The 17,144-nt window shown below is 75.4% G+C and carries 15 protein-coding genes; 11 read left to right on the top strand and 4 right to left on the bottom strand.

Annotated features, from left to right (window positions below):
• A partial coding sequence (locus ACME2J_RS06195; protein ID WP_495544010.1) for an AAA family ATPase occupies nucleotides 1–1,949 on the bottom strand: 1,949 nt, incomplete at its 3' end.
• Nucleotides 1,949–3,082: an exonuclease SbcCD subunit D gene (locus tag ACME2J_RS06190; RefSeq protein ID WP_495544009.1), complete on the bottom strand. Its 1,134-nt coding sequence runs from the start codon at nucleotides 3,080–3,082 to the stop codon at nucleotides 1,949–1,951. The genes ACME2J_RS06195 and ACME2J_RS06190, both read right to left, overlap by 1 nt.
• A gap of 97 nt (nucleotides 3,083–3,179) precedes the next feature.
• On the opposite strand from ACME2J_RS06190, the gene ACME2J_RS06185 reads away from it, so the two are divergent.
• From ACME2J_RS06185 to ACME2J_RS06145, 9 genes are all read left to right on the top strand, one after another.
• Nucleotides 3,180–4,787 carry an acyl-CoA synthetase gene (locus ACME2J_RS06185; RefSeq protein ID WP_495544008.1) on the top strand — a complete coding sequence of 536 codons (1,608 nt, stop codon included), beginning with the start codon at nucleotides 3,180–3,182 and terminating at the stop codon, nucleotides 4,785–4,787.
• 266 nt (nucleotides 4,788–5,053) lie between these two features.
• The gene (locus tag ACME2J_RS06180; protein ID WP_495544007.1) at nucleotides 5,054–5,593 is read left to right on the top strand and encodes a YceD family protein; all 540 of its coding nucleotides are present in this window, start codon (nucleotides 5,054–5,056) and stop codon (nucleotides 5,591–5,593) included.
• 8 nt (nucleotides 5,594–5,601) lie between these two features.
• Nucleotides 5,602–7,302 carry a signal peptide peptidase SppA gene (gene sppA / locus ACME2J_RS06175; RefSeq protein WP_495544006.1) on the top strand — a complete coding sequence of 567 codons (1,701 nt, stop codon included), beginning with the start codon at nucleotides 5,602–5,604 and terminating at the stop codon, nucleotides 7,300–7,302.
• Between the two features lie 39 nt (nucleotides 7,303–7,341).
• Nucleotides 7,342–7,536, top strand: a complete 195-nt coding sequence (gene rpmF, locus ACME2J_RS06170; protein ID WP_495544005.1) for a 50S ribosomal protein L32 — start codon at nucleotides 7,342–7,344, stop codon at nucleotides 7,534–7,536.
• Between the two features lie 7 nt (nucleotides 7,537–7,543).
• Nucleotides 7,544–8,641 carry a phosphate acyltransferase PlsX gene (gene plsX / locus ACME2J_RS06165; protein WP_495544004.1) on the top strand — a complete coding sequence of 366 codons (1,098 nt, stop codon included), beginning with the start codon at nucleotides 7,544–7,546 and terminating at the stop codon, nucleotides 8,639–8,641.
• A complete protein-coding gene (gene acpP / locus ACME2J_RS06160; protein ID WP_495544003.1) occupies nucleotides 8,638–8,883 on the top strand; it encodes an acyl carrier protein in 246 nt (81 codons plus the stop codon). Before plsX ends, acpP begins: the two co-directional genes overlap by 4 nt.
• Nucleotides 8,880–9,626, top strand: a complete 747-nt coding sequence (locus ACME2J_RS06155; protein ID WP_495544012.1) for a ribonuclease III family protein — start codon at nucleotides 8,880–8,882, stop codon at nucleotides 9,624–9,626. Before acpP ends, ACME2J_RS06155 begins: the two co-directional genes overlap by 4 nt.
• Nucleotides 9,627–9,628: 2 nt before the next feature.
• Nucleotides 9,629–12,910: a chromosome segregation SMC family protein gene (locus ACME2J_RS06150; protein WP_495544002.1), complete on the top strand. Its 3,282-nt coding sequence runs from the start codon at nucleotides 9,629–9,631 to the stop codon at nucleotides 12,908–12,910.
• A 4-nt stretch (nucleotides 12,911–12,914) separates the two neighbouring features.
• The gene (locus tag ACME2J_RS06145) at nucleotides 12,915–14,177 is read left to right on the top strand and encodes a hypothetical protein (RefSeq protein ID WP_495544001.1); all 1,263 of its coding nucleotides are present in this window, start codon (nucleotides 12,915–12,917) and stop codon (nucleotides 14,175–14,177) included.
• 67 nt (nucleotides 14,178–14,244) lie between these two features.
• On the opposite strand, the gene ACME2J_RS06140 is transcribed toward ACME2J_RS06145, so the two are convergent.
• Together ACME2J_RS06140 and ACME2J_RS06135 are read right to left on the bottom strand one after the other, a co-directional pair.
• Complete coding sequence (locus ACME2J_RS06140) at nucleotides 14,245–14,967, bottom strand: hypothetical protein (RefSeq protein WP_495544000.1); 723 nt, start codon at nucleotides 14,965–14,967, stop codon at nucleotides 14,245–14,247.
• Entirely contained in the window at nucleotides 14,964–15,446 is a 483-nt protein-coding gene (locus ACME2J_RS06135) for a GNAT family N-acetyltransferase (RefSeq protein WP_495543999.1), read from the bottom strand. Before ACME2J_RS06135 ends, ACME2J_RS06140 begins: the two co-directional genes overlap by 4 nt.
• A gap of 22 nt (nucleotides 15,447–15,468) precedes the next feature.
• Here ACME2J_RS06135 and ftsY point away from each other — a divergent pair, with 22 nt between their 5' ends.
• On the top strand, nucleotides 15,469–16,467 hold the full coding sequence (gene ftsY, locus ACME2J_RS06130; RefSeq protein ID WP_495543998.1) for a signal recognition particle-docking protein FtsY: 999 nt from the start codon (nucleotides 15,469–15,471) through the stop codon (nucleotides 16,465–16,467).
• A gap of 206 nt (nucleotides 16,468–16,673) precedes the next feature.
• Nucleotides 16,674–17,105, top strand: a complete 432-nt coding sequence (locus ACME2J_RS06125; protein WP_495543997.1) for an NfeD family protein — start codon at nucleotides 16,674–16,676, stop codon at nucleotides 17,103–17,105.
• Nucleotides 17,106–17,144: the final 39 nt, after the last annotated feature.

The following is a 17,144-nucleotide window of genomic DNA, read 5'->3' as shown; positions in this document are numbered from 1 at the left end:
CCCGCGAGCTCGTCGCGCCGGCGGGCCGCCTCGGCGAGCACGCCGGAACGCTCGCTCTCCGCCTCGCCGCGGCGGGCGAGGACCGTCTCCCGCTCGTCGTCGAGCGCCGCGAGCGCCGCGCGCGCCTCGTCGAGCCCGCGCGCGGCGCGCGTCGCCTCCTCGAGCGCCCGTGTCGCCGCGGTCGCGCGGTCACGCAGGTCGGCGACCTCGCCGTCGCCCGCGGCCCCCGCCTCCTCGGCGTGCGCGAGCTCGAGCCGCTGCAGCTCGGCTCCGAGGTCGTCGCGCTGTCGCTCCGCCGTCTCCTTCGCCTCGGCCGCGGCGGTCACCTCGGCTTCGCCGACGAGTCCGCCGGCGGGCGCCGACGCGGGGGCGGGGTGCTCGGTCGCTCCGCAGACCGCGCACGGCTCGCCGTCGGCCAGTCCCCGGGCGAGCTCCGCGGCGAAGTGATCGAGGCGGCGCTCGGCGATCTCGACGTACCGGCCGCCGGCGTCGACGGCGGCCCGCTGGGCGTCGGCGTGCCGCGCGCGCAGCTCCCGGACCTTTCCGGCGAGGGCGTCTCGACGCGCGGCGTGGTGGGCACGGCGCTCCGCATCGGCCTTCTCGCGCCCGAGATCCTCGAGCCGGCCGGCGGCCGACTGCGCGGCCTCGAGGGCCGCGACGGCCTGCGGGCGGGCCGCGTCGATCCGGCGGACCGCGGCCTCGCGGTCCGCGATCGAGGCCGCGAGCGCGACGGCGCGCGCCTCGAGCCCGCGCAGCGCCTCCTCCTCGCCGACGACGGCTCGCTCGGTCTCGAGCAGCGCCTCGACCGCACCGGCATCGCGACGGCGCGCGTCGGCGAGCGCGGCGAGGTCGTCGGGGCGCGCGTCGTCGGCGATCACGATCCCGGCGCGCCGCGACGCCTCGATCGCGGCACGTGCGGCCCGCTCCGCCGCCGTCTCCGTCCGCTGCCGGCCGCGGAGCGCCTCGAGGACCGCCCGGACAGGTGCGGCGCGCCGCGCCGCGGCGAGCTCGTCGCGGGCCGCGGCCTGCTCGGCCGCTCCCGCCTCCCATTCCGCGACGGCGGCGCGGGCCTTCCGGTGGGCCTCCTGCCGGTCGGCGAGCTCGCGCGCCTCGGCGAGCGCGGCCTCGGCCCTCTCACGTGCCGACTCCGCCTCGCGGCGCGCCTCGACCGCCGTCGCCGTCTGCGCCTCCGCGACGACGACCTGTCGGTCCAGCCAGTCCGCCGCGAGCGCGGGCTCGTCCTCCCAGCCCTCGGGTGCCTCGGCCTCGCGGTCGAGCGTCCGCGCGCTGTGCTCGGCGGCCGCGACCGCATCCTGCAGCTCCCGAACGGCCTCGGCGGCGTCCGCCCGCGCGCGCTCGGACTCGGCCTTCAGCCAGCGCTCGACGTCCGTGAAGCGCGTGACGTCGAAGAGCTCGCGCAGGAGCCGCTCGCGGTCGTCGGTCTTCGCGTGGAGGAAGCGCTGGAAGCCCCCCTGCGGGAGGAGGACGACCTGCCGGAACTGCTCGCGCGTCATCCCGAGCGCGTCGCGCAGCTCCTCGCCCGCCTCGTCGAGGCGCATCGACACGAGCGTCTCCCCGCCGTCGGCCTCCACCTCGACGACTCGGACCGAGGCCTGGTCCTCGACGAGCCGGTCCTCTCCGCGCAGGGCCGGGCGGAGCTGGGGGGGACGGCGCTCGATCCGCAGCCGCCGGCCGCCCAGCGTCGCTTCGAGGACGACCTCCGTCGGGACGTCGCGGGCGGCGTGGTGCGAGCGCAGCGACCGGGGGTCGCGCTCCTCGGAGACGGTCCCGTAGAGGGCGAAGCAGACGGCGTCGAGCACGGTCGTCTTGCCGGCGCCCGTGCGACCGGTGAGGAGGAAGAGCCCGGCGTCGTTGAGGGCGTCGAAGTCGACGACCTCGCGGCCGGGGAAGGCGAGAAACGCCTGCAGCTCGAGCCGGTGGAGCCGCATCAGCCGCGGACCTCGGCGATCCGGCTCGACCCGAGGGCGCGGTCGAGGAGGTCCTCCTCCTCGGGCGTGAGTTCCGTCCCGCGGACGTCCTCGACGAACCGGGTGAGGAGCGCGCGGTCGTCGAGGCCCTCCAGACGGGTCGCGTAGGAGTCCTCGGCGAGCGGGCGCGCGCCCTCCGGGGCGAAGACGAGCGCCGCCGCGTGGGGGAAGCGCCCGCGCAGCCGCGCCATCGCGTCGTCCGGCCGCACGGCGTCGGTGAGCGTCGCGTGGACCCATGCGCCCTCGGCGTCGTCGAGGCCGGGGTCGGCGAGGAGGTCCTCGAGCGTGCCGCGCACGCTCCTCAACGGGCGCAGGACGGGGCAGGGCACGAGCTCGTGCGTCGTCCCGAGCCCCATGACCTCCGTGACGCAGAGCGACTTCTCGTGGCCCGCCTCCGAGAACGAGAGCGCGACCGGCGAACCGGCGTAGCGACCGTGCGCCCCCGCGCGCTGGGGCGCGTGGAGGTGCCCGAGGAGGACCGCGTCGACCCCGTCGAAGACCGAGGCCGGGACCGAGGCCGAGCCGCCGACCGAGAGGTCGCGCTCGCTGTCGGACTCGACGGCGCCCGTGACGAACGCGTGTGCGACGACCGCCGTCGGGACGTCCCCTCCGCGCTGCCCGAGGTCCGCCCGGACGCGCGCCATCGCCGCCGCGAGGACCGAGACGTGGGACCGCTCCTCGGCCGCGAGCTCGGCGCGCACGACGTCGGGCTCGAGGTAGGGGAGGGGGTAGACGAGCCCGTCGCCGACCGCGACCGGCGACCCGCAGTCCCGCGGGCGCGTGCGGAGGTGGACGCCGGCGCGCTCGAGGACGCGGCTGCCGAACCCGAGCCGGTCGACCGAGTCGTGGTTGCCGCTGATGACGATGACGGGGCACACCTCGCTGAGGCGGTGCAGCGCCTCGTCGGCGAGCCGGACGGCGTCCACCGGCGGCAGCGCGCGGTCGTAGAGGTCGCCCGCGACGACGACCGCGTCGACCTGCGCCTCGCGCGCGACGTCGACCGCGTGGTCGACGGCCGCGGCCTGGGCGTCGAGGAGCGACTCGCCGTGGAAGCTGCGGCCGAGGTGCCAGTCCGCGGTGTGGAGGAGACGCATCACGGCGAGGATGTCGCGTGCGCCGGACGTGATCTGACCTCCCCTCCCGTGCCCGGGGAGCGCCGCGCCCGGCGCCTCACGTGGTTGGATACGTCGTGTGAACGTCACCGGCCAGCTGAGTCAGAAGCTCTTCACCGTCCGCCAGCTCGTCGAGGCGGGGATGGTGCGACCGACCCGCCCCGACCGCCTCCTGCGCACCGGGCTCGCGCTCGCCAAGTGGGGCCCGACGCCCGCGGCCGGCTACACGGCGAGCGCGATCCGCTACCCGGACGAGGTCGCGATCGTCGACGAGCTCGGCGAGCTGACCTTCGCGGAGGTCGCGCGCCGCTCGAACGCGCTCGCCGACGCGCTCGCCGCCCGCGGCATCGGAGAGGGCGACGGCGTCGCGATCATGTGCCGCAACCACCGCGGCTTCATCGACATCACGGTCGCGTGCTCGAAGCTCGGGGCGAACGCGCTCTATCTCAACACGATGTTCGCGAAGCCGCAGATCACCGACGTCTGCGCGCGCGAGGAGCCCGTCGCGATCGTCTACGACGAGGAGTTCGCAGAGCTCGTCGGCGACGCCCGCGAGAACCGCAGGTCGTTCGTCGCCTGGTCCGAGCCCGGCTCGGCGCACGAGGTCCCCACCCTCGAGGAGCTCATCTCCGAGGGGTCCGACCGCGATCGCACGCCTCCGTCGGAGAAGGGCCGCGTCGTCATCCTCACCTCGGGCACGACCGGCACGCCGAAGGGCGCGAACCGCAAGCAGCCCGAGTCGCTCGACCCGGCGGCGGCGCTCTTCTCGAAGATCCCGCTGCGCGCCCGCGAGAAGACGCACATCGCCGCCCCGATGTTCCACTCGTGGGGGTTCGCGCACTTCACCCTCGGGATGGGCCTCAGCTCGACGCTCGTCCTGCGGCGGCGGTTCACCCCCGAGGGGATGCTGCAGGCGGTGAGCGAGCACCGCTGCACGGCGCTCGTCGTCGTCCCGGTGATGCTCCAGCGCACGCTCGAGCTCCCGCCCGAGACGCTGCGCAAGTACGACACGTCGTCGCTGCGCGTCATCGGGGCGTCGGGGTCCGCGCTGCCCGGTGAGCTCGGGATCCGGGTCATGGACGCCTTCGGGGACGTCCTCTACAACCTCTACGGCTCGACGGAGGTCGCCTGGGCGACGATCGCCACGCCCGCGGACATGCGCGCCGCGCCCGGGACCGCCGGCCGGCCGCCCCGCGGGACGGTCGTCCGGCTCTACGACGCCGAGGGCAGCCCGGTCCCGCAGGGCGAGACAGGCCGCATCTTCGTCGGCAACGAGATGCTCTTCGAGGGCTACACGGGCGGCGGCGGCAAGGACGTCATCGACGGCCTCATGTCGACCGGCGACGTCGGCCACTTCGACGAGGGCGGCCGTCTCTTCGTCGACGGCCGCGACGACGAGATGATCGTGAGCGGCGGGGAGAACGTCTTCCCGCGGGAGGTCGAGGACATCCTCTCCGACCACGACGCGGTCGACGAGGCCGCCGTCGTCGGCGTCGACGACGAGCAGTTCGGCCAGCGGCTCAAGGCCTTCGTCGTCGTCACGCAGGGCAAGGAGGCGACCGAGGACGACCTCAAGGCCTACGTGAAGGCGAACCTCGCGAGCTACAAGGTCCCGAGGGAGATCGTCTTCATGGACGAGCTGCCGCGCAACGCGACGGGCAAGGTCCTCAAGCGCGAGCTGGAGTAGGGGTCCCGGGCGGGTGCGGACATCCCCCTGCGCTCCGCATCCCGGCCTTCGGCCGTGATGCGACGCCGCTCCGGGGGACGTCCGCCCCCGCCCGACGCCGGCGCCCCGGTGGCGCCCGGTCAGGCCGTGATGCGACGTTCCCCCTCAGCGGCGTCCGAGCCGGAGCCGGAGACGGAGGCGAGAGCGAGGGGGAACGTCACATCGCGGCCGCACCGAGGCATCGACGCGCCGCCGACCCAGCTGATGCGCTCGCTACCCTCGACGTGATGGCCCAGAGGACCGACACCTTCGACCTCGCCGCCCTCCGCCTCACGCCCGGGGAGGGGCGCCGCCTCGACAGCCTCGCCGTCCCGCTCGGGACGTTCGACTTCAGCGGCGAGGAGTACGCCGCCGCGCCGTCCGAGGTCCCGGTCGTCCTCGACGTCTCGCGGATGAACGGCGGCGGCTACAGCCTCCGGCTGCGCTTCGAGGCGCAGCTCGTGGGGCGGTGCATGCGCTGCCTCGAGGAGGCCGAGCCGAGCTTCGACGTGGATGCCCGCGAGGTCGACGTCCCCGGCGCCGACGACGACGACCTCACGAGCCCCTACGTCGACGAGGCCGAGCAGCTCGACCTCCACGGGTGGGCGCGTGACGCCTTCGCGCTCGCGCTCCCCGCGCAGCTCGTCTGCCGTCCCGACTGCGCGGGGCTCTGCCCCGAGTGCGGCGCGAACCTCAACGAGGCCGGGCCCGACCACCACCACGAGCGGCCCCCGGACCCGCGCTGGGCGAAGCTGCGCGAGCTCGACCTCGGCGACGGGGACGCCTGAGCGTCCACGTGGACCCCCGCTCCCTGCCGCTCCTCCGCGGCCTCCCCGGCGTCGCGGCCGCGAGCCCCCTCGTCCTCGAGGTCGACCTCACCCGCGGCATCGCCGTCGAGCCGCCCGCCGACCCGGTCAGCGCGCTGCGCCAGCGCCAGGTCCCGCTCCTCGCCGACGTCGCGCGCGGCCTGCGGCGCGCCGCCGAGGACGAGCGCGTCGCCGCCGTCACGGTCCACGTCGGGGACGACGTCTCGAGCGCCGTCGCCGACGAGATCGGCCTCGGCCTCGATGCGCTTCGCGCCGCGAGAACGCCCACGTACGCCTTCTCCGAGTCCTACGGCGAGGCGGGCGCCGGCACCGTCCCGTACGCCCTCGCCTCCCGCTGCGACGAGGTCTGGCTGCAGCCGACCGGCCAGGTGGGCCTCACCGGCGTCGCCGCCGTCATCATGCTCGCCCGCGGCGTGCTCGAGCGCGTCGGCGTCGAGCCGCAGTTCTCGCGCCGCCACGAGTACAAGACCGCCGCCGACCTCTTCGCGGCGACCGAGGTGACCGCCGCGAACCGCGAGATGACCGCGCGGCTCACGGAGTCGGCCGCCGAGGAGCTCCTGCGCGTCGTCGCCGAGCGGCGCGGGATCGGGGCCGAGGACCTCCGCACGCTCGTCGACCGCGCGCCGCTCTCGGCCGTCGAGGCGACGGAGGCGCGGCTCGTCGACCGGCTCGGGTACCGCGACGAGCTCGACGCCCGCGTCGACGAGCGCCACCCCGGGGCGGAGCGGCTCTACGCGCACCGGTACGCACGGCGCCGCGAGCGCTCGCCGCTCGCGGAGATGCGCCGGCGCAAGGTCCCCCTCGTGGCGGTCGTCGGCGTCCGCGGGCCGATCGTCTCGGGTCACGGGCGCTCCGCCGGGATCGGCACGAGCACCGTCGGCTCCGAGGCCGTGACCGCGGCGCTGCGCTCGGCGCGCGAGAGCGAGCGGGTCGCCGCCGTCCTCCTCGAGGTCGACTCGCCGGGCGGATCCGCCGTCGCCTCCGACGCGATCCGCCGCGAGGTGCACCGCGTCCGCGAGTCGGGGCGTCCGGTCGTCGCCTCGATGGGGAGGGTCGCCGCGTCCGGCGGCTACTTCGTCGCGATGGGCGCCGATCGCGTCCTCGCGCTCCCGACGACGCTCACCGGGTCGATCGGCGTCCTCGCGGGGAAGTTCGTCGCCGCCGGCCTCATCGACCGGGTCGGCCTCGTCCGCGAGCTCGTCGCCTCCGGCGAGAACGCGACGATGTTCTCCCCCGATGCGCCCTTCACCGAGGCGCAGCGGGAGCAGCTCGAGGGGTGGCTCGACGAGATCTACGCGGACTTCACGCGCAAGGCGGCCGAGGATCGCGGCATGCCGCTCGAGGATCTCGAGCGGGTCGCCCGCGGCCGCGTGTGGACGGGGGCCGACGCCGTTCGGCACGGGCTCGTCGACGTGCTCGGGGGCCGCGAGGCCGCCGTCGACGCCGCGTGCGAGCTCGCCGGGCGCGCACGGGCGGACGTCGAGATCGTCTCCTGGCCGCCGCTCGGCCTCGTCGACCGCCTCAAGCCGGCGGACTCGAGCCGGGCGCCGTCCGCCGCGGTGGCGCGGATCCCCGCGACCGGTCTGCGCGAGCACCTCACGGCGCTGGCGGCGACGGCGGGCGCGCCGGCCGGGGTGCTGGCCCTGCCGGGCCATCTCGAGCTCCGCTGAGCGCCGCGGCGACCGATCGTCTACCCTGCGTGGTCGCCCATGGCCGTCCCCAAGCAGAAGCAGTCGCACAGCCGCACCGCGAAGCGCCGCGCGCAGCACAAGATCAGCGCGCCGACGTTCAACGAGTGCCCGCAGTGCCACAGCCCGCGCCGCCCGCACCGCGTGTGCCCGAACTGCGGCACGTACGCGGGGCGGACCGTCGTCGCGCCGCAGGCGCACGACCACGACCACTGACCGCGCCATGACCGGCGCGCCCGGTCGGGAGCCCGCCACGGCGTCGCCGCCCCGCACGATCGTCGCGGTCGATGCCGGAGGCGCCGACCTCGGTCCCGCCGAGGTCGCGGCCGGCGCGGCGATCGCCGCCGAGCGCGGCGTCCGCGTCCGCGTCTACGGCGACGCGTCCGCGATCGGGGACGTCCCGGAGGGCGTCGAGGTCGTCGACGCCCCGATCTCGATCGCGAAGGAGCCCGACCCCGCTCGGGCCGTCCGCGCGCACCCCGAGGCCTCGATCGTCCAGGCGGTCCGCGCGGTGAAGGCGGGCGAGGCCGACGCCTTCGTGAGCGGCGGCTCGACGGGCGCCGCCCTCGCCGCGGGTCTCTTCGACCTCAAGCGCCTGCGCGGCGTGCACCGGCCCGCGCTCGCGCTCCCCGTCCCCGTCCCCGGGGCGCCCGTCACCCTGCTCGACGTCGGCGCGAACGTCGAGGTCCGGCCCGAGCACCTCGTCCAGTTCGCGTTCATGGGTGCGGCGTTCGTCCAGGCGGTGCTCGGCGTCGAGCGGCCGCGCGTCGGGCTCCTCTCGAACGGCGAGGAGGCGACGAAGGGCACGCCGCTCGTCGTCGAGGCGCACGCCGCCCTCGCGGAGCGCGCCGCCGGCTCCCCGGTCATGGACTTCGTCGGGAACGTCGAGGGGACCGACGTCGTGAGCGGCCGCGCGGACGTCGTCGTCACCGACGGGTTCACCGGCAACATCGCGCTGAAGCTCGTCGAGGGCGTCTCGCAGACGATGGTGAGCGCGATCCGGGACGTCGCGATGTCCTCGCCGCGCGCGAAGGCCGGAGGCATCCTGCTCAAGCCCGCCCTGCGCGGCTTCCGCGACGAGATCGACCCCGAGGGGCCCGGCGGCGCCTACCTCCTCGGGCTTCGCAGCCTCGGCGTCGTGCCGCACGGCCGCTTCACCCGGTACGGCTTCTCGCAGGCGATCCTGCTCGCCGCCCGCGGAGCCTCGGCCGACGTCGTCGGGAGGACGCACGCGGCGCTCGAGGCCGCCGGGGCCCTGCGCCGCCGCTCCGGCGATGATTCGGCCCCGTCCGATCAAGGCTCTACGGTGCGTACGTCATGACTCGTGACGAGGTGTTCACCCTCATCCGCGACCATCTCGCCGACGAGCTCGAGCTCGATCCCGCGAGGGTCACGCCCCAGACGCGCTTCCGCGAGGACCTCGAGGCCGACAGCCTCGACCTCTACACGCTCGTGCAGGAGCTCGAGGACTCCTACGGCGTCGCGATGAGCGACGAGCAGGCCGCCCGCATCACGACGGTCGAGCAGGCGATCGACTTCGTCCTCGAGCACTCCGCGGCCTGACGCCGCCCGCCCGTGCCCCCGAGCTCCCCGGTCCGCTGAAGCGCCTCCGCGAACTTCTCGACGGCCTCTCCGACGACCTGTCGCGTCAGGTGTTCACGCACGCGTCCTGGACCGAGCGGTCGTCGGACTCCTACGAGCGGCTCGCGTTCCTCGGCGACAGCGTCCTCGGCCTCGCGATCACCGCGCACCTCTACCCGCGGCTCGAGGCCGAGCGCTTCGGCGCCGGGCGGCTCACGAAGATCCGCGCCCAGACCGTCTCCGGCGCCGCCTGCGCACGCGTCGCGCAGCGGCTCGACGTGCCGGCCGCCCTGCGTGCCGCCGCCCCGGAGGGCCAGGCGACGAGCGCCGCCGCGCTCGAGACCGAGCGCGTCCTGGCGTCGGTCACCGAGGCGGTCATCGGGGCCTGCTACCTCGAGCACGGCTACGAGGAGACGGCCGCCGCCGTCGTCGAGGCCTTCTCGCCCGAGCTCGACGAGGCGCTCGAGCACCCCGTCGACTTCAAGTCGACGCTCCAGGAGCGTCTCGCGCGCCGCGGCGCGGTCGTCGAGTACGAGGTGACCGCCGAGCTCGGTCCTCCCCACGACCGGGAGTTCGAGGTGCGGGCCGTCGTCGCCGGCGAGTCGGTCGGCAGCGGCCGGGGACGGTCGAAGAAGCAGGCCGAGCAGGAGGCCGCGCGGGCGGCCCTCGAGCAGATCGACGCGGCGGTCGCGGGACGTCCCTCGCCCGCCGCGGGGACGGAGTGACGATGCATCTCAAGTCCATCACCCTCAAGGGCTTCAAGTCGTTCCCGGATCGCACGAAGCTCGACTTCGGCGACGGCGTGAGCGTCATCGTCGGTCCGAACGGCTCGGGCAAGTCGAACGTGACGGACGCCGTGCTGTGGGCGATGGGCGAGCAGTCGCCCCTCGCCGTCCGCGGGCAGTCGATGCAGGACGTCATCTTCGGGGGCGGCAAGGGCGTCCAGGCCCGGTCGAGCGCCGAGGTCGAGATCGTGCTCGACAACGGCGACGGCACCGTCGACCTCCCGGTCGGCGAGATCTCGATCGTGCGGCGCCTCGACCGGTCAGGGGACGGCGAGTACCGCCTCAACGGCGCGAAGTGCCGGCTCGTCGACGTCCTCGAGGTCCTCTCCGACACCGGTCTCGGCAAGGAGATGCACTCCGTCGTCTCGCAGGGGCGCGTCGAGGCGATCGTCACCTCGAAGCCGAAGGACCGCCGTCTCCTCATCGAGGAGGCCGCCGGCCTCGGCAAGCACCGCAAGCGGCGCCGGCGCGCGCAGCTCAAGCTGGAGCGCACCCAGGACAACCTCGACCGCGCGCTCGACGTCGAGCGCGAGGCGCGGTCGCGGCTGCGGCCGCTCAAGCGCCAGGCCGAGGCGGCCGAGCTGCACGAGCGCCTCGAGCGTCAGACCCGCGAGGCGAGGTGGGAGCTCGCGCGCGACACCGTCCGCGCGAAGCGGCTCGAGAAGGCCGCCGCCGAGGAGGCCGCCGCGGAGGCGCGCAGCGCCCGCGACGAGGCGCAGGCCGAGCTGGGGGCCGTCGCCGCCCGGCGCGAGAAGGCCGAGGAGGCGCTCGCCAAGCGCGCGGAGCACCGCGACGTCCTCATGCGCCGCGCGGGAGCGGCGCGCGGCAGCGCCGACCGCATCGAGATGCGCCTCGAGCGCACGCGGGAGACCGCCGAGAACGTCGCCGAGCGGGCCGAGAACCGCGCCCGCCAGCTCGAGGTCCTCCGGCGGCAGGCCGCCGAGGACCAGCCGGACGAGGCGGGCATGGAGCGCATCGAGGCCCTCGACGCCAAGCTCGCGCGGCTCGACGAGGAGCGCGAGGCCGCGCTCGCCCGCGAGGTCGCCGCGCTCGAGGCGCGCCGCGAGGCCGCGGTCGCACGGGCCGCCGAGCTCGCCGAGGAGGTGGAGCGCACGCAGGCGGCGCTCGCCGAGGCCGACCAGGCCTGCGACGTCGCCCGGACGGCGCGCCGCGCGGCCGAGACGACCGCGGAGGCCGCACGTCGCGACGCGGCGCGGATCGGCGCGGAGCTCGCCTCGGCGAACCAGTTCCTGCGCACCCACACGTCGATGGGCGACGGCACGCAGGCGCTCGCCGACGCCCTCGAGGTCGAGGAGGGCTTCGAGCTCGCGCTGAGCGCGGCGCTCGGCGCGCGGCTGACCGCGGGCATCGTCGACGACGTGGCCGCCGCGCGCGACCTCCTCGGGGGCGCGGGGCCCGACGGCGGGCACGCGCTCGTCGCGGGCGGGGAGACCGCCGGAGGGGACGCCGCACCCGCTCCGCCGGTGCCCGGCGCACGCTCGCTCGGCGAGATGGTCGGCGGCCCGGCTCGAGAGCTGGCGCTCGCGCGCCGGCTCCTCGGCTCCGCGTGGGTCGTCGACGACATCGCGGCGGTGCCCGACGACTTCACCGGCACCGCGGTCACGGTCGAGGGGCACGCGTGGTTCGGCGCGACGCGCGAGATGATCCGCGCGGCGCAGGGCGGGAGCGAGCGCGTGCTCGCCGAGCGCAACCGCCGCGACCGCCTCATCGGCGAGAGCGAGAAGGCGGTCCAGGCCGAGCGGGCGGCCCAGCAGGCCGTCGAGGCGGCGACCTCGGCGGTGACGGCGGCGGACGCGACGCGCGAGGACACCGACCGCGCCGCGCGCGACGCCCAGCGCGCCGTCAACGCCGCGCGCGAGGACGAGCGGCAGATCGGCCTCCTCATCGAGCAGCGCAAGGACGCCCCGGAGGACGCCCAGAGCGCGGTCCGGCGCGCCCAGGTCGAGGGCGAGCTCGCCGCGGAGCGGCGCGTCGCCGAGCGAGCGGCCCGCGAGCGGGAGGAGCGCGAGCGGCGCATCCGCTTCCTCGAGGCCAAGCTCGAGCGCGACCGCGCGCTCGGGCCCGTCGCCGTCCGGCTGGCCGAGGCTCTCGACGCGGCGCTCGAGGCCGTCCGCGAGCGGGTGACCGAGTTCGAGGAGGCGCTCCGCGCCGACCGCGAGGAGGGGGAGGGCGTCGCCGCCGAGCTGCGGGCGTGCGCCTCCGAGGAGGCGCGGATCCAGCAGCACCTGCGCGAGCGCGGGGACGCTCTCACCGCTGCGGAGGTGAAGGCGCAGCAGGCACGCGACCACGAGCACGAGGCGGCGGAGGAGCTCACGGTCCTCGCCGAGCAGCTCGGCCTCGACTTCGGCCCGTCCGAGGAGCCGCTCGGGGAGGAGGCGGTCGCCGCGCTCCGGCAGCGGATCGAGCGCCTGCAGAAGCGCCGCGAGCAACTCGGCCCGGTCAACCCGCTGGCGAAGGCGGAGTACGACGAGGCGATCGCGCACGTCGAGGAGCTCGAGCGCCAGCGCACGGACCTCGAGACGGCCCTCCGGGAGCTGCGCGCCTTCATCCGCGACACGGACAAGCAGATCCGCGAGACCTTCGAGGAGACCTTCGCCGCCGCCGCGAAGAACTTCGAGGAGCTCTCGGGCCGGCTGTTCCCCGGCGGCCGGGGGCGCCTGCGCCTCGTCCGCGAGGACTCCGGGCCGCGGCCGGTCATCGGCGGCGGCGAGCCGTCCGGCGACGGGGTCGCCGAGCTGACGGCGGAGGCGGCGGCCGAGGCCGCGGCCGACGAGGAGGCGGAGGCCTCGGAGGGAGGGTTCGACCCCGACGACCTGCTCGGCGTCGAGATCGAGATCACGCCGGCGGGGAAGGCGATGAAGCGCCTCACGCTCCTCTCGGGCGGCGAGAAGTCGATGACGGCGATCGCGTTCCTCTTCTCGGTCTTCCTCGCGAAGCCGTGCCCCTTCTACATCCTCGACGAGGTCGAGGCCGCGCTCGACGACCTCAACATCGGGCGCTTCCTCGACCTCCTCGAGACGTACGCCGACCGCGCGCAGTTCATCGTCGTCACGCACCAGAAGCGGACGATGGAGGCGGCCGACACGCTCTACGGCGTCTCGATGGGCGACGACGGGGTCTCGAAGGTCGTCTCCCGCAAGCTCCCGCCGCGCGAGCTCGTCGCCGACCAGGAGCGCAAGCGCGCCGGCGCGGGCGCCGCCTGACCCGATGGGCAAGCGCAGCCGACGCCGCAAGGACGGCGAGCCGGGGGACGGGCCGCCGCCGTCGTCCCCCGAGGACGCCGGGGAGTCGCCGGCCGATGACGAGGAGCCCGGGGACGAGCAGTCCGGGCCTCTGCAGCCCGACGCGCGGCTGCGCGAGGTCTCCCTCCTCGTCGAGGAGGTCGACTACGTCCACCAGCTCTATCGCTGGCTCATCCACACGGGCGAGGTGCCGACCGGCCAGGACTGGCTCAAGCGCGAGCCGTGGCCGCATCCCGACTACGTCATCGACGTCTTCGGGTCGTGGGACAAGTTCCTCGCGCACGCCGGGATCCCGACGTCCCCGCTGCTCGCCCGCCTCCGCGACGCCGACGCGTCCGCGCGCGACGTCGCCGCGCGGGAGAAGCGGCTCGAGAAGGAGCTCTCCCGCGTCGAGGACCTCCGGCGCCAGGCCGAGACCGCGAAGCTCGTCCGGGAGGCGGCCGAGGCCGAGCGCGACGACCAGCGCGCGCAGGTCGAGCGCCTGCAGCGGACCGTCGAGTCCGCCGAGTCGCGCGCCGCTGCCGCCGAGGCCCGCCTGCACGAGCGGACGGCGGCGGCCGAGGCTGCCGCACCGGCCGACGAGGCGGCCGACGAGCGGCTCACGGCCCTCGCCGACGAGCTCGAGGCGGTGCGCGCGCACCGCGAGGAGCTGCTCCGCCGGGTCGAGGAGCTCGAGGAGGCGGCCGCGCACGACGCCCGCTCGATCACGCGGCTCTCGGCGCTCCTCGCGGAGGCCGGCGGTCCGCCGCCGGAGACGGCGGAGGTCGCCGCCGACGAGGAGCCCTCGACGGTGCTCGAGGCCGTCGACCGCGCCGCGGAGCGCACCGAGCACCTCGTCTTCACCGCGGCGGCCCGCGAGTCCGCCGCCGACAGCCCGTACCGGCGCCCGCAGGAGATCCTCGACACGCTCCTCAAGCTCGAGGAGCTCGCCGCCCTCTACGCGGACCCGACCGGCTTCGGCCGCTCGCTCCAGCAGGCGGCGACCGAGCGGGGCCTCACCTGGCGCCAGGACGTGAGCGAGCTCGCGCGCTCACGGCATCCGCAGCACTACACGGTGACTCACGAGGGTCACCGGCTCGACCTCGGCCCGCACGTGGCGATCGGCTCCGGCTCCGGCGCGGGCTTCATCGCGCGGATCTACCTCCACGTCGCCGACGGGTCCGGCGACGTCCCCCGCGGCGTCTACGTGGGGCACGTCGGCCGGCACCTGCCGGACACGACGACCTGACCATCCCTCCTGACGAAACTCACGCTCGGGGTGAGCTTCGTCAGGAGGGATGGGCTCGTCGGTGGGGCTAGCGGCCGTCGCCGCGGCGCTCCTTCGCGTGCTCGGGCCGCAGCTCGATCCACAGCGCCCGGCCGGCGGCGAGGGTCGCGCCGTCCGGACCGACGAGCCAGACGGCGTTCTCGCGCTTGCGGCCGTCGTGGTGCAGCGGCGCGCTGAGAATGAGGTGCTCGACGCCCGCCTGCGGCGTCTGTCGGACGTCGACGGCGAAGCGGCCGAGGACGATCGGCTTCTCGCCGGTCGGGTCCTGCGCGGGGGCGCTGCTCGGGCAGTCGAGCGCCGCCCACACCATGTGCTCCGTCGTCTCCTCCTCCGTCGGCGTCCACGTCACGCCCCAGAGATGGCGGGAGGGGTCGAGCTCGCCGGCGAAGAGGCGGAGGGCGTCCCCGCGCTCCCGGTCGGGGCCGCAGCCGAAGCAGGTGGGGAACGGGTGGTACTCGCGGAGCGCCTCGGCGGTCGGCATCGCCGCGCGCACGTCGGCGGCGTCGACCTGCGGCGGAGGGCCGACGTCCACGGTCGTCGGCGCCCCGGTCGCGATGGTCGTCCCGGCGGCGGAGAGCGTGAGCCCGCCGTCGGCGGGCTCGAGGGTGAGCGGCTCGTCGAGCGGGGGAGGGGCGAGGAGCATCACCTCCGCGGGGCCGTCGATCGCCGTGCCGACGAGACCGGCGCTGTAGCCGCCGTGCGCGCTCGCCGGCGGGCCGTTGAACCTGCGGTCGATGGTGACGGTGCTCATATCTCCTTCTCCGCGAAGAACGTCGCGACGGGGTTGTCGTTGAAGTTGCCGATCTCGACGTAGCCCGCCGAGCGGTAGAGGTGCTGGGCGTCGGGCTGTCGAGGGCCGGTGTCGAGCCGGGCGATCCGATAGCCGAGGGCCCGGGCCTCGTCCTCGAGGGCGGCGAGGAGCGCGCGGGCGACGCCGCGCCCCCGCGCCTCGGGGACGACGTACATCTTCTTGATCTCGCAGGCCGGGCGGGCGGGATCGCCCTCGAGGCGCTTGATCCCGCCGCAGCACACCGCGTCGTCGCCGATCCACCCGACGAGGAACGCGCCGTCCGGCGGCGACAGCTCGCGCGGCCCGGCGGCGGGCATCGCGGCGCCGTCGAGCTCGAGGCCGTCGTACATCTCGGCGACCTCCGCGCGCATCGCCGCGGCGAGCCGCCCGCCGGCCCCCGCGTCGACGCTGTCGCGCCGGAACTCGATCTCGACGTCCACGGCGGTATCGTCGCGCACTCCGATGCCCAGGGACTGGACGGACCTCTTCATCACCGGCGACGGCGCCGCCCCCGCGGACGGCGCCGAGGAGCCCGAGAAGCGTCGCGGCTTCTTCAAGCGCCTGCGGCAGAATCTCTCGAAGACGCGGCAGGCGCTCGGGGCCGAGATCCAGGCGACGCTCTTCGAGACGCTCGACGAGGAGACGTGGGAGCGCCTCGAGGAGGCGCTCATCATGGCGGACGTCGGCGCGGCGACGACCGCGCGCGTCGTCGCGCAGCTCGAGGCCGAGACCGAGCGCGGCGAGGTCGAGGGCGGCGAGCAGCTCACGCAGCGGCTCATCGAGCTCCTCGCCGGCATCGCCCGGCCCGAGGACGAGGAGGCGGGGCGCATCGACCTCCGCCACTCGCCGACGGTCATCATGGCCGTCGGGGTCAACGGCACGGGGAAGACGACGACGATCGGCAAGCTCGCCTGGCACCTCCAGAAGGAGCTCGGCAAGTCGGTCGTCCTCGGCGCGGCCGACACCTTCCGCGCCGCGGCGGTCGAGCAGCTCCAGGGCTGGGCGGAGCGCGCCGGGTGCGACATCGTCACCGGCCCGGAGGGCAGCGACCCGGGCTCCGTCGCCTTCGACGCGGTCGCGAAGGGCCGCGAGCGCGGCGCCGACGTCGTCATCATCGACACCGCCGGGCGGCTTCACAACCAGGAGCACCTCATGGAGGAGCTCGCGAAGATCCGCCGCGTCGTGCAGAAGCAGATGCCCGACGCCCCGCACGAGACGCTCCTCACCGTCGACTCCACGACGGGCCAGAACGGCCTCCGGCAGGCCGAGCTCTTCTCCCGGGCGGTGCCGGTCAACGGCATCGTCCTCACGAAGCTCGACGGCACCGCGAAGGGCGGCATCGCGCTGGCGATCTCCGGCGAGCTCGGCCTCCCGGTGAAGCTCATCGGCATCGGGGAGTCCCTCGACGACCTCCGGCCGTTCGACGCCGACGACTTCGCGCGCGCCCTCCTCGAGGGCTGAGTGCTTGCATCTCGACGGCCGACGGTGGCCGTCGAGATGCGAACTCCGCCGGGTCCTTCCACCTCGACAGCCGACGGTGGCTGTGGAGATGCAAGGAGTCCGCGCCGTCGAGCCATCGCCGGCGCGCCGGGAGGCGCAAGCCTGAGACCACTTCGCGACCGCACGCCCCCCACGGGCTCCGGACGCTCGGCTAGGCTCCGGCCCACATGGACGAGTGGGTGATCTGGGTCCTCCTGGCGGTCGCGTTCGCCGTCGGCGAGATCGTCAACCTCAGCTTCTTCCTCGCCCCGTTCGCGGCCGGCGCGCTCGTCGCGGCGCTCGTCTCGGCGGCGGGCCTCTCGCTCGTCCCGGCGATCGCCGTCTTCCTCGTCGTCTCGGGGGTCGCGTTCGCGGGACTGCGGCCGGTCGCCCGGCGGCACCTCCGCACGCCGCCGCAGATCCGCACGGGCACCGCCGCCCTCGTCGGCAAGAGCGCGATCGTCCTCGAGGAGATCGAGAACGACGCGGCCGCCGGGGCCGTGAAGCTCGACGGCGAGGTCTGGACCGCTCGCGCATTCGACGAGGACGCGGTCATCCCGGTCGGCTCGCGCGTCCAGGTCATCGAGATCCGCGGCGCGACCGCGATCGTGAGCGAATGACCCCTCGTCCGCGCAACCTCGCTGCGTCCATCCACCATC

Source organism: Paraconexibacter sp. (assembly GCF_059438195.1).
The sequence above is the reverse complement of the archived record's forward strand: the minus strand, read 5'-3'. Positions and strand labels throughout refer to the sequence as shown.

Excerpts from the sequence above, each read along its gene's own strand:
- acpP (WP_495544003.1), top strand. The coding sequence starts at position 8,638 with ATGACTCGTGACGAGGTGTTCACCCTCATCCGCGACCATCTCGCCGAC.
- ACME2J_RS06190 (WP_495544009.1), bottom strand. The coding sequence starts at position 3,082 with ATGCGTCTCCTCCACACCGCGGACTGGCACCTCGGCCGCAGCTTCCAC.
- ACME2J_RS06180 (WP_495544007.1), top strand. The coding sequence starts at position 5,054 with ATGGCCCAGAGGACCGACACCTTCGACCTCGCCGCCCTCCGCCTCACG.
- ACME2J_RS06140 (WP_495544000.1), bottom strand. The coding sequence starts at position 14,967 with ATGAGCACCGTCACCATCGACCGCAGGTTCAACGGCCCGCCGGCGAGC.
- ACME2J_RS06145 (WP_495544001.1), top strand. The coding sequence starts at position 12,915 with ATGGGCAAGCGCAGCCGACGCCGCAAGGACGGCGAGCCGGGGGACGGG.
- ACME2J_RS06125 (WP_495543997.1), top strand. The coding sequence starts at position 16,674 with ATGGACGAGTGGGTGATCTGGGTCCTCCTGGCGGTCGCGTTCGCCGTC.
- ftsY (WP_495543998.1), top strand. The coding sequence starts at position 15,469 with ATGCCCAGGGACTGGACGGACCTCTTCATCACCGGCGACGGCGCCGCC.
- rpmF (WP_495544005.1), top strand. The coding sequence starts at position 7,342 with ATGGCCGTCCCCAAGCAGAAGCAGTCGCACAGCCGCACCGCGAAGCGC.
- plsX (WP_495544004.1), top strand. The coding sequence starts at position 7,544 with ATGACCGGCGCGCCCGGTCGGGAGCCCGCCACGGCGTCGCCGCCCCGC.
- ACME2J_RS06150 (WP_495544002.1), top strand. The coding sequence starts at position 9,629 with ATGCATCTCAAGTCCATCACCCTCAAGGGCTTCAAGTCGTTCCCGGAT.